This window comes from Pseudomonas sp. MF6755, assembly GCF_016405635.1.
GTDB classification, from domain to species: Bacteria; Pseudomonadota; Gammaproteobacteria; order Pseudomonadales; family Pseudomonadaceae; genus Aquipseudomonas; species Aquipseudomonas haemolytica.
Genome location: NZ_JAEKDA010000038.1, coordinates 1 through 14,931, shown reverse-complemented (window position 1 = coordinate 14,931; position 14,931 = coordinate 1). Strand labels below are relative to the sequence as shown.

Genomic DNA, 14,931 nt, shown 5'->3' with positions numbered 1-14,931 from the left:
CGATTACATCGAGATGTTCTACAACGTAAAACGCCGCCATGGTTTCAACAATCAGCTGTCACCGGTAGAGTTTGAAAAGCGTTACGCAATGAGCTTGCAAGGTGTCTAGAGAATCCGGGGCGATTCACAATGGGCGTTCGCCACGCCGTGCAATTTCTGCCAATTCTTGGCGAATGGACTGGCAGTGGTATGAGCGGAGCAATGCTGCTGCTCACTCGCCGTGGCCAGCCCGCGCTGATCGATCTCTACGATTCCACAACGAACTACAGTGGGATCATTTTCGCCGAGGCAGGCGCCGGCAAGTCCTTCCTCACACAAAAAATCGTTGCGGACTACTTGGCTTCAGGTGCGAAGGTTTGGGTTATCGATGCAGGCCGGAGTTACCTAAAGCTCTGCAAAAGTGTCGGCGGCGAATTCATTGAGTTCCGACCTGAGTCGGATGTGTGCCTGAACCCATTCACGCACATTGAGGATCTCGAAGAAGAAATGGACATCCTCAAGGCAACCATCGCCAAGATGGCTGCTCCTGAAGATATCCTGGACGATTACCAGTTATCCCGAATCGAGCAGGCAATCACCAGCGTTTACACGAGGTATGGCAACGCCGCCAATATTCGAGCAATCGCCGAGTGGTTCATTGCACAATCCGACGACCCAGAGTGTCTGCGCCTTGGCCGGCAGCTTTTCCCTTTCGCCGGCGGTCAATTCACGCGCTGGTTCGAAGGTGAAAATAATCTCGACATGAGCAACGCTTTCATCTGCATGGAACTGAGCGATCTGAAAGGTCGGCCAGCACTCCAGCAGGTTGTATTGCTGCAATTGATCTCGCGCATCAACCACGACATGTACACAGCGCAAATGGGACAGCGCGGGCGCAAAAAGATCCTGATTGTCGACGAGGGATGGGAAATGCTTGATGACCCAATGATGGCGAAGGCCATGATTGCAGCCTACCGAAAAGCCCGAAAAGAAGAAGGTGCTGTGCTCGTTGTTACTCAATCGATCGGGGACGTATATGCATCGAAAAACTGTGAAGCGATCGCAGCGAACTCCGCCTGGCAGTTCATTCTTCAGCAGAAGAGTGAATCCATCGATTCTGCTATCGAAAGCAAGCAGTTCAAGATCGAAGCCTACGGCCAGCACATGTTGAAGTCGGTTCACACGATGCCGGGCAAATACAGTGAAATCATGGTGAAGCGAAGCGATACGGATTGGGGGATCGTCAGACTCGTGGTGGACAATTTCCACAACGTGATGTTCTCCACCAAGGGGGCGGCGCGGAACGAGATTATGGATCAACTCGACCAGGGTGTTGACGCCGTGGAAGCGGTTAACAACTTCATTGAGCGTGAGGCGGCCTACGCGTAAACGTGGCCGCCGCCCCCCTTCACACGCTCAATTTAGCCCGGAGAAATCTGGGCTTTTTTTGGCATACAAAAACAATACTCATACTGATAGGATTATTGCCACGTGTTATGATTCAAAATCGCGCCACAACCATACATATTTCTCAGCAGCGACCAGAGGCCGGCAAAATGAATAGTACAAATCCACCCACCCCGGACAAATCGAGTGAGAACGTCAGCATGGCACCTGAGGACATTCGCAGTACGCCAGCGACGGGTAAGAACGGAGCCATAGTGCAGGGTGGCGTTTCATTTCTAACCACCGCCGTTATCGCAATGGCGTTTGCAGCCTTCAGCGGATTTCTGTCTTTCCATTACGCCACCGCAAATCAGCCGCCGTCCGCACAAATTTTTCTGGTCGACGGCTCAAAGCTCGCAAATGCACAAATGAAACAGACGCTCGATAAGCCAGGCATGACCCCGGAGCAAGCTCAGGCTGACGGCCTTGCTTTTGTTAGCGAGCTGCAAGATACCCTGAGACCCTTCAGCGAGGCGGGAATTCTCGTCGTCAATTCATCAGTGGTGATGAACGCACCAGAGGGACTCAATATCACCCCGCAGGTTGCTAAACGACTCGGACTGACGCTGGAGTGATGATGAAAGGAAAATCGATTGGCGGGCGTTTAGCGGCCCCCTTTGTGGCACTGCGTAAGGACAAACAACGCCGCTTGTTTCTACGCAACTCTCTGATCGGCATCACAGCCTCGTTCATCGTCGCGATCGCGAGTGTCACAGCATTCCGGCAGGAATATCGAATCGGCGTCGATCTCGCTTCTGTTCGCTGCCTGCCGTGGCGGTTGTACTTCATTACTTATGGCCTACCGCAAGACCTAAAAGTTGGAGAATACGTTGCATTCGTTCCTTCAGCCGGGCTTATGGGGCCACATTTTGATGGCAAGACAGTGGGCAAAATGATCGCAGGTCTGCCCGGGGACAAACTAGTCGTCAAAGGAAATGTTGCCTATATCGGAGGCCGCTTGATTGGCGAACTTGATCTACTGGATAAGCTTGGGAAGAAACCCGGTGACTTTGATCGAACTGAAGTCGTGCCTCCCGGAATGGTTTTGGTTATCGGCACTGAGCCGCGTAGCTATGACGGGAGGTACTGGGGCTTCCTGGATCAAAAATTAATTATCGGCAGGGTAGGGCCAATCATCTGATGATCAAGCTCTTTGAATCGCGTATGCGTACGCGTAAAGGATCAAAACAATGAAGCTCGTGTTGGCCTTTCTCCTTGGTGCTACGACCCTCACTAACGCCAGTGTTCAGGCGAACGAAGAACCAACTCGATTCATTGAGCGGAAATCTGAAGGTTGGTTTTTCTATAAAGACCCAAAAGAACTTCCTACTCCGCCGCCAGTGGTAATTGTCCCCCCAAAAACGGCAGATACAGCAAAGAAACCTCCGGCGAAGGACCAACAGGAGCCATTCTCAGTTTCTTGGCTACGTGAAAATATGCCGAAACTGCTTGATGCAGCTATTGATGACCCGTCGAAAGAAAACGTGGAGGCGTACATGTACGCCCAACGCGTGGCCATGGACAAATCCCAGCGCTATGCGGAAATGACGACTCGCGTGGTAGCGGCAGATCCGTTTCTCGACGAAAACAACCGGGTTCCGATCGCAACATACACTAAACCGTTTTTCCTTAGAAACGCTCAAGCCGGGATATCCGACGCACTCAAGCATGTTGCGAAAGTTGGGGGACTATGGGTCTTTTTCGACTCAAAATGTAGCTTCTGCCAGCCTCAAGTCAATACTGTACAAGAGATCGCAAAGCAGTATGGCTTCGTCACAAAGTTTATCTCCATGGACGGAAAGACTCTTCCGAATGTGCCTGATTTTGTTCCCAATAGCGGTCAGGCCAGCATTCTCAATCTGCGCATAACACCAACAACAGTTTTAGTTGTACCACCGAACAATTACTTCATCGTGTCGCAAGGCATGATGGCGCAAGATCAACTTGCAGAGCGGATTATCGCAGCAGCTGACAGTAACGATCTGCTTCCCAAAGATATTGCGTTGAAAATCCACACTTATGATCGCGGCGTTTTAACAAACGAAGATACAAAACAGGGTGCGAGCAACGATCCGAAAAAATGGGTTCAGTACCTGAAAAACAAACTGCAAGGGCGTTATGAAGGAGATAGCAATCATGCACAGTAAATTTAAGCGCTTTATTGCGTTGTTGGTGACTACGGTCATGATTACCGCCTCGCTACCGGCTTCGGCTGGATTGCAAGATGCTCTTGACGGTATGTTCATGTCGAACAGTACGTCACCTGGTGGCTTTGCAAGTCAAAGTCGCGGGGGATTTGTAGCTGGTGGTGCAGCACTACGCAGCCCGGTACGAAATATCAACTTAGTCGCGTTCGACCCACCAAGGCTGTCAGCAGGTTGCGGTGGTATCGACCTTTTTGGCGGATCGTTTTCTTTCATCAACGCTGACCAATTGGTAGCACTGTTTCGCCAAATCGCCGCAAACGCCGTCGGGGTGGCTTTCAAAGCCGCTATTGACGCGATCAACCCGGCACTCGGAAAGTTGATGCAGGACTTCCAGAATAAGTTGCAAGCACTCAATCAGATGATGAAGAACACCTGCGCCGTGGCGAATTCTATCGTCAAATCATTTACTGATCCTTCTGCCCGGAAAGAAATGGCTGACACCGCTTCGACTGCGGCGCAGACGGCGAAAGGTGCCTTCTCGGACTTGTTCTCAGGTTTCACCGACCTGTTCAGCTCACCGAATACGAACAACGACAAATCAACGAACGACGGCAGCTGTGAAGAGTGCGGTAACCCGGTTTGGAAAGCTCTGACTGATACCAGCGCGGGTCAATACCTGGGTAACCCTGACACAGGGGAGGCCAATGCTAATCGTGCCAACGAGATTGTGATGAGCATGATTGGCGCAGTCATCATGACAAACCCTGACAGCGGCGGAGGGAACAATCCCGACGGCTCGCCAAAAGTGAAAGTGGGACAGATTTTCAGTCCTACCTTGACTCTGATGAACTTCAAAAACGGCTCGAACGGCAACAGTACCCCCCTGAAGGTTCTGCATTGCAACAACGGTTACGATCGTAACAAGTGCACCTCCATCGATCCGAACAGCGCACTGAGTTTCGACGGTACTCTCGGGTATACGAATAAAATGCTTTTTGGTTACCCTCAGGGCCCAACGAACGGCACCACGGCTGACTCTATTGTCGGTAAGCTCACATATTGCCAAGCCGGATCCTGTGGATTTACGGGCGCTCAGATTGGCTTCATCAACGCCATTCAAACTCCAGTGCTGGCACTCATAAAACAAGTGCAACAGTCCCCAGGCGCAATTCAGTCAATTGCAGAACAACTTGCTCCCCTAATCGCCAACGAACTCGCGGTTAAATACGGTGAAGCTGCTATTTATGCAGCTAACCAATCTTTCAATGGAGTGCGAGGTATGAAACCGGACTTCGTTGATCCAAATATTCGAAAATTGACTGTTGAATTAGCCGAAATACGTGCTGAGCACGAAAAACTGCAACCAAAAATTGTGGCGGCTAAAGAACTCGTGAAAATTATCCTTTCAAGCAACCCGGCTGTGTTTGTCAAGCCCGGTCGTATTTAACAAAGGTAGCGGGATATGGATTTTTCGGTTTACGTGCTAGGTGATGTGAGTACGTTCTACTCAACGATTAATGGCGTCGCTATGATTTTTAAATCTAGCGGCTTCATGAACGGTGTTTATTTGATCGGCGGTTTTATCGCCCTCATGTCCGGGATCATGTTTATGATTCAAAAGGGGGGTGGAGAGCAATTCATCCCCGCCAACGGACCAATCGGTGGGCTATTTGGATTTGGGATGGTAGTCGCCTGCTGCTCGATTCAGACGTCGGTAACTATTCAAGACATTTATACCGGAAACGTTGCAAAAGTTGATCATGTGCCGTTGATTATCACTGCGCCTGCGAGTCTATTTACTACTGCTTCGTACAGTATGTTTGAAAAGATCAACACGGCTTTTCAAAGTACCAGCGGTAGTTATATGGGAGTCAGCCAAAACGGTTTCATCACTCCCATGAAGTTGCTGATGACCCTACGTAAGGGCGTTGAAAACGTGGACCCTTACCTGGTCGCCAGCCTTAAACAATTCATGATTGACTGCGTGCCGGGCTCTACTACTTTCAACATGAACGACTTCCAAGCCAGCCCGGACATGGTCAACTATGCATTGTCGTTTGCAAGACCGAACGGGCTTACAACTTATTGGGACAATCTCAATTCACTGGGTAAGTCAATGGCGTGCCAAGACGCCAGCGCCAAGATCAACGCCGTCGTAGCTGCATTCCCCGCTAGCGCGAACCTGAAGAAACTGGTCAACGCTGGTATGAAAGATAAGAATCCGATGGGGGGAGCTTACACTCAAGCGAATATAGATGAGGCGATTACAAATCTGGTTCCAACGCTGTGGTCAGCAGCACAGAGTTCCGATCAATTCATGACCAACGCTCTGTTTTTTAACTCTGTTTGGGGCACCTATAATTGCCTGGACAGCGTTCAAGATCAGAACAGCTTCAACCTGTGCATGGTGTCCCTCACTCAGCAAGATGAGCAGTTCCGATCTGATTCGGTTGCGTCTGGCAGTTTCTTTGCCAAAATCATGATGCCAACCATGATTTTTCTTCAACTACTGTTTTTCGGGTTTGCGCCGATCGTAATCATTTACGGTTTATTCAAAGGTGCCGGCGCCTTGATGGCCTATGTCAAATACTTGGGTTTCGGTGTTTGGACATCTTCATGGTTGCCATTTTCGGCCGTAATTCAGATGTACATTCAAAATGACGTTGCTGACAAACTCGCTCAGTTCACTGAAAAAGGTCTGGTGCCGAGCAATTTGCAAGCCGTTTATTACGACGTGCTGGCGACGCGACTTGGTGTTGCTTCCGACATGCTGGCCGCTACCCCATTAATCTCTGCCGCAATGCTGGGGGTGACTGGCTACGGGATGGTTTCGCTGGCCAGCCGCTGGTCAGGTCGCGATCACAACGATGAGAAGCTTCAATCTCCAGACATCATGAAGAACGGTGCTCACGTTGATGTGTCCTCGCGCAATCAATACGGCGCTGAGTACAAGGGCTCGCAAAAGTCTGGTCTGGCGCAAGCTGACGCAACATGGAACAAGGCAGAGCTCAAACAAACGCTGGGGACGTCGACCCAAAGCGCGTTGGGGGAAGACAGCTCAAAACGCTCCGAGTCCGCATCAGCTGTTGAAGCAAGTCTTCGCCAAGTCATGTCCTACAAATCTGGCAACAGCTGGTCGAACTCTCAAATGCAGTCTTTGGAACAGTCACATTCCAACATGACGCAGCAAGCCATGAAAATGGGAGACAAAATAGCCGATTCTCTGGGCTTGACGGGTAGCAAACGTGAATCGTTCAAACAGAATTTCAGCGCTGAAGTCGGTATTAGTGGCATGTTCGGTGGTGTTAAAGCCGGCGTAGCTTCCGCCACCGGCAAAGAGCTCTCTAAAGACCAGGCCACGAAGATCAACTCCGAGTTTGGAACTGAGCTTTCCAAAAACGAAAGCGACATGAAAGCGTGGAAAGCGTCAGCCTCTTCGGCGTTTGCTCAGTCCACTGGGCAGGAAGCGGCCACTGAAAATGGATTGAGTCGCCGGCTCAGCTCTACGAGCGCGGATACCCAGTCGTCTTTCCAGCGATTCCAAAAAGCGACTACCGCTGAATCGAGCGTGAGTGCGGGCGCCCAGATTAGTGAAGACACTACCGGGGGTAACCTTCTCCGCTCGCCTGAAGCTATGCAGGCGCTCAATTCTGCCATTTCCAACCTCAGTGACTCACAGCGCGATGCTTTCAACAAAAAGTTTCCTGAACTCGAAACCCGTTATGGCCAGCGATCAATCGGCATGGAAGGTAAACGGGAAGCAGCGCAGCTATGGGCCTTAAGATCGGTTGATAACACGGCCTTCGCCGGTGTGGTTTCGGCTATGCAAAGTGGTTCCATCAGTGGGCCTACTGACGGCAACGCCGAGCGTGCACAAGGGGTCGGCAATCGTGCGATGCAGGTCTCTAACAACCCCGGGGGCAATGTCGCAAATGCAGACATTGGCATGCCTTCAACTAACGTTCCGGGCGTTAGCGCAGATCAGGTTGGACCTACTGGTGCACCACAACAGCAAACTCTCGATAATCTCTCCAGAGGAATGGATCCTTGGGATAACAGCGGGCTCCGAGAAACGTTTGCAAACTCCCAACTGCCGGGCGGGATGTTGCAAGGCCAAGAACAAATTCGAGACGGTAAGCGCAGAGTTGAAAATGGGAGTACCTCGATCTCGGTGCAAGACATGACAAACACAATGTCCGCCACACCGATCGTCAATACAGCGACGGCAGTCGGCACGAAAGAGCAGGAATGGGAAGCTGAAAATCCCAAAACAGCTGCCGCAGCAAATCTTGCAACATTAGCTATCCCAGGATTGGGCTGGGGTGGAGCAGCGGCCCGTGGCGCAATGTTTGCGAGGGCAGGCGTGGGGGCTTACAAAGCAGAACAGGCATTACGAGTCGCAGAAGCGGGTGTCGAGGTGGCTCATGCAGGTAGAGCAGTAAATGCCGCCGGGCACGAAATACCCGCGCTACTTCGATCACAAGGGCAGGCTACACGCGTTGTAAACGCCGAACACGTCAAAGAAGCAGGTGAGGCCGCAGAGGCAGCAGGTAAAGCCCTTTCTGTCGCCGGCCGTGAAGCGCGAAGCGCTACCAACCTCGCTGCAAAAACCTCTGTTGAACCTGGCTTTATGATTGCTGCTGACCATCTGGCCGACGCTCACAAAGCAGAGTCCGGGGGGGCCATGGACTCTTCGATGGCGCCAGGATCAGCGGTACACTCAATGCGACTAGAATCGAATCATGATCAATCACAGCAACCAATGATGTTGCCTATGGCGCCGCCACCGCCGCCGGCCGATCCTCTAACGCCGCTCGGTGGCCATTCAGGGGATTTACGCGCAGTAGGGGGCGGATCCAGTGAAGCCACATTCGGTGATGGGCTCATGGGCGCGACAGGCGCTGACTCTGGACCTCAGTTCGGTTCAAATGACGGTCAACGCGCTGGTCCCCGCGTGAACTACAGCCCGACTCCTAATGATGACGCCGGCAGCAATGCTCCAGCACCAGGTGGTAGTGGAGGTGATGGCAAGGACTCTGGTCCAGGTGTTCGCGGCTCCCGTTAATCAACGAAGCAAAAAAAAGCCCTGCATCTAATTGCAGGGCTTTTTTTTGTGTTACCGATATCACCACGGTGCATTAACGATTTTGGATGACCTTGCTAACCATGCCGTTGGCAAGGCTGATGAACATCTGATTATCTCCCTGAACATCGTCCGGGTTGATTACGTAACGGCCCCCGATCGCCATCGAAGGTGTGGCGTCAACGCCGTAAGTTAACAGCTTCGCGAATGCACTCTCAAGTCGATCCTGGGTTACGTTGGCCCATGCTTTTTCAAATCCTTGTACCTTTGCCGCGGCTACCGCTTTTGCCCAGGTCTGGGGGTTTTCCATTTCCATGCCGCCCTCATGAATTTGAGCATAAGCCGCCGACATAAAAGCCGGCAAGCGAGCTGGATCGGCATCCTGAACAGCATAGAAGGCCCGGGCAGCCATGTAGTTTCCTTTGTCAGGTACAGCCACAGGAATGAACTCGGCACTCCACCCCGTAGGCATGGTTTGCGACCACCGCGTTAGCAACTGGTCATAGGACGCACACACGGGGCAACTGAATGAGAAGAAAACAATTACCTTACGGGCGTCCTGGCTCTGCAAAGTAACCTCTCTATACGGCAGCGACGGCGCCTGCATTTGTTCCTGGGCAATCGAGTACAACGGCGCGAGCAGCGTCGTAATCACGGCCATCCGAGCGATAAACTTCTTCATCCAATTTTTCCTTTGTGATGAGCTCTTGCTCAATGACCAAATCAAAAAGTGATTCCTGATGACGCTCACTGCGCCAGATTTGAACAGCGGACTGAACCATTCGGTATGGCAAAATCCTGCGGGAAGCGAGCACGTAGAGAAAATCAACAGCACCCTCTGTGTAGCCCATCGCCTTGACGACTTGTTCCTGCGTCACCAATCCTCGATCCACCAGGATTTGTCCGACTTTGCGAACTTTGCCCTCTAGCCTCAGAGACAGTTGAAATTCAGCGGCATCATTCACATCAGAGAAACTGACCAGCCCGTCCTCGAGCAGCACATCCCCAATTCGTCGCACTGAAGGTGCCACTGTGTCGTCCTTGATTAGTCGCTGTACAAGCTCCATTGTTGTGGCACCAGCAGACACCATCCGAACGCCGGCCTGGCCCAAGGTGTCGAACTGCGGCTGACGAATTGCAGCGTTAAGAACCTCCATTTCCCCACCGCCGCTAATAATTGCAGCTCGCACATGTTTATCAGACTTGATCATTTCAATAATCGGCCGCTTGCCTGAGAACGACTCTTTTCCCGTCGCTCGAGGCACCTTGCCGCTGATCAGCGGCAAGCCATTTGACTTCAACCAGTGGGCTTCAAAGTCAGTTACTTCGGTCCACCGATGCTGAACATCGGTTTTCAAGGTTTGAACCAAACGCTGAGCGACAACACCCAACAGGGTGGAGGCAAGTGTCTGCCTATCGACACCCAAATCGATGAGTCGTGGGATAGCCTGCGCAGCATTGTTTGTGTGCAATGTTGCTAACACAAGGTGGCCCGTGTTGGCCGCCTGCATCGCAATCTCCGCGGTTTCAGCATCACGAATTTCGCCCACCAAGATCACATCTGGATCTTGTCGAAGAAGCGATCTAAGCCCATTAGCAAAGGTAATAAAAGGCGTCACGTTTACCTGTACAAAGTCGGAGATGACGTACTCGACAGGGTTCTCAAGGGTCGTAATATTCAACGTCCCATCATTGAGTGCGTTGAGGGCTGCATACAAGGTTGTGGTCTTACCTGAGCCAGTAGGACCGGTGACTAAAATGAGCCCCTGTGGCTCTTTAAGCATTTCCAAGAAACTGTGCTTCACAAGCATCGGCATGTGAATGTCGTCCATCGACATACTGGCATTCGACTGATCGAGTAAACGACAAACGATTTTTTGTCCTCCCTGGCTAGGAAGGACGTTCACCCGGACGTCGATTACACCGTCCGGATAGCGTAATGACATGCGCCCATCAATTGGGGCATGCCGTTGCGAGAGGTCCATGCTGGCACGAGCGCGGATTTTGTCATCGAGCATCCGCCCCATAGCAGAATCGACAGTTTCAACGTGCTGCATGTCGCCGTCGATTCGCATTTTAATCACTACATGATTACTCACCCAGTGCATATGGATATCCGGCGATTTGATTTGCGCCGCGGTTTTGAATAATTTATTCAAATACTCAGCACCAACTCGATCGTGCTGACCGCTCCAAATGAATAATGGTGGTTCATTAATCATGACAACCTCCTTAGGCCCGACTAGGCTTTGCAGTTCAATGTGGGGCCGTAAAATAGGCGCGAGATAAAACTTTTAGTTGCTGCATCAGCATCTAAGCTCCACGAAAGGAGATCGATACGGGTGTCAGTACTGAGGTAGTACCGTCCTGCCCATCTCACGCCATCAAAGGCAATCCGAACAGGCAATGCACCACGTTCAACACGCTCGCACGGGGATTCCGGAGCTATGGTGTACAGAATCCATCCGGCTAGCACTAACGAAAAACAACCACTTAACATTTGCTTCATATCGAGCATCCATTTTTCATAACTTTTTCTATATATATGCGCTGACTTTTTACGTGCGGACTGTTATATGCGCCAACGGCTTTCCAAGTAGGCCCGTAAGTAACAATGTTATTTGCAAGTATCCACGCAGCAACGTTAACGCTGACGCAGGTGTTTTTAAGTTGTTCCTCACCAATGCCATATGGGGCTAGCTTCGGGAGCCACCATGTATTGATTTGCATATACCCGATGTCCTTGGAACCATCGGAGTTGGAGGTATTTACGATGTCGGCCTGACCGGAAGGATTTTCCGTAGCCCGCATGCAGCGCAGCAGTTTCTCGCTGACTTTGTAGCGTGCAGCAGCCTCGGCGAAGCAGGTCGCACCAGCGCTGAACGGGGCGATCATCAAGGCAGCAAGCAATGCCAAGAGGGATAGTTTTTTCATGCCGCAAAGAATACATTACGCGTACCAATAAACAAGGTGTATCAGTACATGTTATCCCTGAATCGATGTGCGGCCGTCTTGGCAATCCCAATGGCCCTCGCATGCTTAGTAGCTACGGCCGCAGAAACGGTGCCCAGCGGGAATTCTCCATCAGCATCAGAATATTTCGACTCCGTGCAACCCACACCAGACATCGGGTCCGATATATCGAGCGCCATGAAGGGGTTGCTATCGAATGCCCGCGGAGGTGGGGAGGTGCTACGCACATGGGCGGCTTGGAAAAGTGGTGACAAGCAGGCCCTTCCTAAACTCTTCGAGCTGGCAAAAGGCGGTAACGGTCGAGCACAGAACATCGTCGGCTACTTGCTGGATCGGGGAGAAGGCGTTCGTCAAGACAGCTCAGCGGCCGCGGCATACTTTTCCGCCGCCAGCGAAAGCTTTCCTCTTGCGCGATATAACCTGGGCGTCCTGACGCTTCTTGGCCGCGGGGTTGTCAAAAACGAAGCTAAGGCCATGCAGATGTTTGAAGACGCCGTAAAGAACGCTGGCGTCGATCTGGCGGCCGTCCGGTTGTCCTTGTATCACCTTAAAAAAGGCGACAAAGATCTGGCGTGGAAATGGGCAAATGAAGGTGCAAACCGAGGAAACGTGACTGCCTACTACTTACTGGGGCGAATTTCCTATGAGAGACAGCAGTTCTCTGAAGCCTTTGGCTGGCTTTCCAAGGCCGCGCAGGCAAGTGAGCCGAATGCGCCGGCGATTCTGTCAGCCATGTACAGGAATGGGCAGGGGATGGATCAAAATCGAAAGATGGCGGCCTCCTGGTGGTTGATCTACGCAGGCCTAAACCGTAACAAAGCTGGAATGAACGCTGGAGGTTTAGGGGCATTCGGTCTAACCACCAAAGAAGAAAATGATTCGCGGCACTTCGCGACCAACTGGCTGGCCTCACACGACAGCATGGTGAGGCCAAATTATGAAGCAACCCTGCTTCAAGCTAGTCGATCGGATTAACCTCCCGTCCAGGTCAAAAGGACGAAAATCAATCCGATGAATGCGGCGAGCGGCCAAGAAATAAACATCAATTTCCAATCCGCACGGGAAGGCCAGCAATGCAGAAAATGGGGAGCGATGCACAACCAAATCAGCACGTCCCATAGCTGGACGTGCTGAGGGCCCGCCTCAAGCCGCCACGTTGCGAGCCCGAAAATGATTGGCAAAATCAACAGCGGAGCGGCCGCTGTGATCCACGCATTTAGCCAATTCAGTCCGACAAATCCGACTGAGCCCAGAATCAGTCTCCCCCCCTCAGACCGCGGTATCAAAGAGAAGGACGTCGGACGAGCCATAGTCACGAGCCCAACCAAGAAGTGGAGGACTTCGTGGACGAAAACACCTGAAAAAAGCAATGCGTTCACTGGAGACCAGCGTCGCCGTTCGAATAAGAACAGCGAAGCGAGGGCAAGTGAAGGCGCAACATAGCTGATGGGATCGCTGAGCAGCCATTTAGAAATCAAATTTTCTAACACAAGTCACCTAAGGCGAAAACCGATACTGATGGATTTGCGCAGATACAGGCGTGTAGTATACATACGCGTTATGTTTAGCAATCTTTCAGGAGTTTTCATGGTCAAGCAAATCCGTTTCCAACGCCTTTTCACCTCCGGCCTTGTTGCAATGTGCTTTTGTTTTTCTGCCTCAGCCAATGCTGATCAGGCGAAAGAGATTTTGTTTGCTGCGATCAAGCAAGGACAGGCATCCGCCGAGCTCACCGGTGAACAGGCTGACGCGTGGAAGAAGAAAACTGGTTCGAACGAACCCATTCGAGTAGACGCCAAAGTTTTGAGCCGCTTCAAGCAGCCAGAGTGCGCCCGCCTCGGCGTAAAGATGACACAGGCCAAGGTTCCCAAGAAAGAGGGTGGCACTGGCCCTCTCGAGGTCGGTTGGGGGATGAACCTTTGCACAGATGGTATGCCACCAGCTGAATCAGTTGATTGGTCAAAGGCACCTCAGCCCGAAGTGAAAATTAACAAGGTGCTTGGCCAATGAAACCAACCAGGAAATTCGTTGCAACATTGACACTTTTCGCCCTTGCTTTATCAATCGGCCAGGTCAATGCCGACGCGCATTCGGATGGTCTAGAGCTCGGGAAAAACAACTTGAATAAGTTGTCCTCTAAGGTGAGCAACTCCAACGCCCAGACAATGCCCCATTACACGAACAACCCGCCTCAATCTCAAAATTTCGGTTCATCCGATCTGTTCGGTGTAGGCGTTTCTCGCATCAACACTTGTAAAACAGCAACACATGGTTCTGATCAGGTTGCAAACCAAGAGTGTGACGCAGTCAATTTTCTGGCGAAAAACCCAGAGAACCGTACGAAGTTTCCTCTGAATCCGAACGACCCGATCATAAGCGGGATCGGCGATACCATTAACAACGCAAATGGCGGTTCAGCTACTGAAGCGTGCGGGACTAAAACGACTACAACACCAGATATTTACGCGACTGAGGTTTGCAACGAATACAATCTTAGCGAACCAAAAATGTGCACGATGGGTCAAGTCGTTAATGTTGATGCAAAAGCCAATTTCCAGTGCAATGTGACAAGTAACGCCCTCGAAAACATTAACTGCGACAAATACCTTGTTGTGACTTGCCCCGCCAATCCGTCCTTTTGTAATGCGGGTGGCATCACACCCGGCAGTGTGCAACAGAGCACTGGATCGGCGAGCATTACATTTAGCCCTCCTTACTTAGATGCAATCCAAGTAATTAACACACAAGGTCGACGCGAAACATCAACATTTACTTTCAATGTTGCGGACATTAGCAAAATTGGTGTATTTCGCTTGACCTATGCTCAATACGATAACTGGCTAGGGTTACGAATTAACGGCCGCTGGGTTCGAGTCTTCATGGGGGCATTGAACGAAGCCCAATCATGGGCAACTAGTAAGCTAGATATTGTCACCTCCGGTGGTAGGGCCTATGTAGACATCGGCAATGGTTCATTGTACGGCGTTGAACCCTACTATCCATATGGTGGTATCTATCGAGGAAACTTTGACATCGACATGAAAACGTACCTCCAAAACGGTACGAATACAATCGAGTTCATTGTTGTCAACGGCACCTATAGTGGTGTCGGGGAAGCAAAGTTTGAAATTAGGGAGTTTTGCAATCCATGTACTCAGAATTGGGTTGACCAATGCTTAGGGATGGTCTGAAGTAGCCATGTATTTCCCCGGCATACCACCTAGCGCAACTTTTAAACTCGCCAAATGATCAAAAAACAATCAATTCGACGAGTATTTCTTACGTTTTCGCCACCCGGACCCC

At 51.2% G+C, this 14,931-nt stretch carries 13 protein-coding genes; 10 read left to right on the top strand and 3 right to left on the bottom strand.

Features of this window, described 5'->3' with window-relative positions:
- From JFT66_RS29455 to JFT66_RS29425, 7 genes are all read left to right on the top strand, one after another.
- On the top strand, positions 1–109 hold a 109-nt coding region (locus tag JFT66_RS29455; RefSeq protein WP_146427598.1), incomplete at its 5' end, for an IS3 family transposase.
- A 20-nt stretch (positions 110–129) separates the two neighbouring features.
- Positions 130–1,368 (top strand): TraG/VirB4 family ATPase, encoded by a 1,239-nt coding sequence (locus JFT66_RS29450; RefSeq protein ID WP_198860619.1) that lies wholly within the window; start codon positions 130–132, stop codon positions 1,366–1,368.
- A gap of 2 nt (positions 1,369–1,370) precedes the next feature.
- Positions 1,371–2,000 carry a hypothetical protein gene (locus tag JFT66_RS29445; protein ID WP_198860618.1) on the top strand — a complete coding sequence of 210 codons (630 nt, stop codon included), beginning with the start codon at positions 1,371–1,373 and terminating at the stop codon, positions 1,998–2,000.
- A gap of 2 nt (positions 2,001–2,002) precedes the next feature.
- Complete coding sequence (locus JFT66_RS29440; RefSeq protein WP_108184681.1) at positions 2,003–2,566, top strand: S26 family signal peptidase; 564 nt, start codon at positions 2,003–2,005, stop codon at positions 2,564–2,566.
- 49 nt (positions 2,567–2,615) lie between these two features.
- Entirely contained in the window at positions 2,616–3,572 is a 957-nt protein-coding gene (traF, locus tag JFT66_RS29435; RefSeq protein ID WP_108184682.1) for a conjugal transfer protein TraF, read from the top strand.
- On the top strand, positions 3,562–5,019 hold the full coding sequence (locus tag JFT66_RS29430) for a conjugal transfer protein TraH (RefSeq protein ID WP_108184683.1): 1,458 nt from the start codon (positions 3,562–3,564) through the stop codon (positions 5,017–5,019). Before traF ends, JFT66_RS29430 begins: the two co-directional genes overlap by 11 nt.
- Before the next feature lie 15 nt (positions 5,020–5,034).
- The gene (locus tag JFT66_RS29425; protein ID WP_108184684.1) at positions 5,035–8,637 is read left to right on the top strand and encodes a conjugal transfer protein TraG N-terminal domain-containing protein; all 3,603 of its coding nucleotides are present in this window, start codon (positions 5,035–5,037) and stop codon (positions 8,635–8,637) included.
- A 73-nt stretch (positions 8,638–8,710) separates the two neighbouring features.
- Here JFT66_RS29425 and JFT66_RS29420 read toward each other — a convergent pair whose 3' ends face one another.
- The 3 genes from JFT66_RS29420 to JFT66_RS29410 form a co-directional block, all read right to left on the bottom strand.
- A complete protein-coding gene (locus JFT66_RS29420; protein ID WP_233097228.1) occupies positions 8,711–9,337 on the bottom strand; it encodes a thiol:disulfide interchange protein DsbA/DsbL in 627 nt (208 codons plus the stop codon).
- Positions 9,237–10,877 (bottom strand): GspE/PulE family protein, encoded by a 1,641-nt coding sequence (locus JFT66_RS29415; RefSeq protein WP_108184686.1) that lies wholly within the window; start codon positions 10,875–10,877, stop codon positions 9,237–9,239. Before JFT66_RS29415 ends, JFT66_RS29420 begins: the two co-directional genes overlap by 101 nt.
- Positions 10,878–11,160: 283 nt before the next feature.
- The gene (locus tag JFT66_RS29410) at positions 11,161–11,589 is read right to left on the bottom strand and encodes a lytic transglycosylase domain-containing protein (RefSeq protein WP_198822936.1); all 429 of its coding nucleotides are present in this window, start codon (positions 11,587–11,589) and stop codon (positions 11,161–11,163) included.
- Positions 11,590–11,805: 216 nt separating this feature from the next.
- Here JFT66_RS29410 and JFT66_RS29405 point away from each other — a divergent pair, with 216 nt between their 5' ends.
- The 3 genes from JFT66_RS29405 (at position 11,806) to JFT66_RS29395 (ending at position 14,819) form a co-directional block, all read left to right on the top strand.
- Positions 11,806–12,603 carry a tetratricopeptide repeat protein gene (locus JFT66_RS29405; RefSeq protein ID WP_233097227.1) on the top strand — a complete coding sequence of 266 codons (798 nt, stop codon included), beginning with the start codon at positions 11,806–11,808 and terminating at the stop codon, positions 12,601–12,603.
- 612 nt (positions 12,604–13,215) lie between these two features.
- Positions 13,216–13,638, top strand: a complete 423-nt coding sequence (locus JFT66_RS29400) for a hypothetical protein (RefSeq protein WP_198822934.1) — start codon at positions 13,216–13,218, stop codon at positions 13,636–13,638.
- A complete protein-coding gene (locus JFT66_RS29395; RefSeq protein WP_198860616.1) occupies positions 13,635–14,819 on the top strand; it encodes a hypothetical protein in 1,185 nt (394 codons plus the stop codon). The genes JFT66_RS29400 and JFT66_RS29395 overlap by 4 nt, the downstream gene beginning before the upstream one ends.
- Positions 14,820–14,931 lie beyond the last annotated feature (112 nt).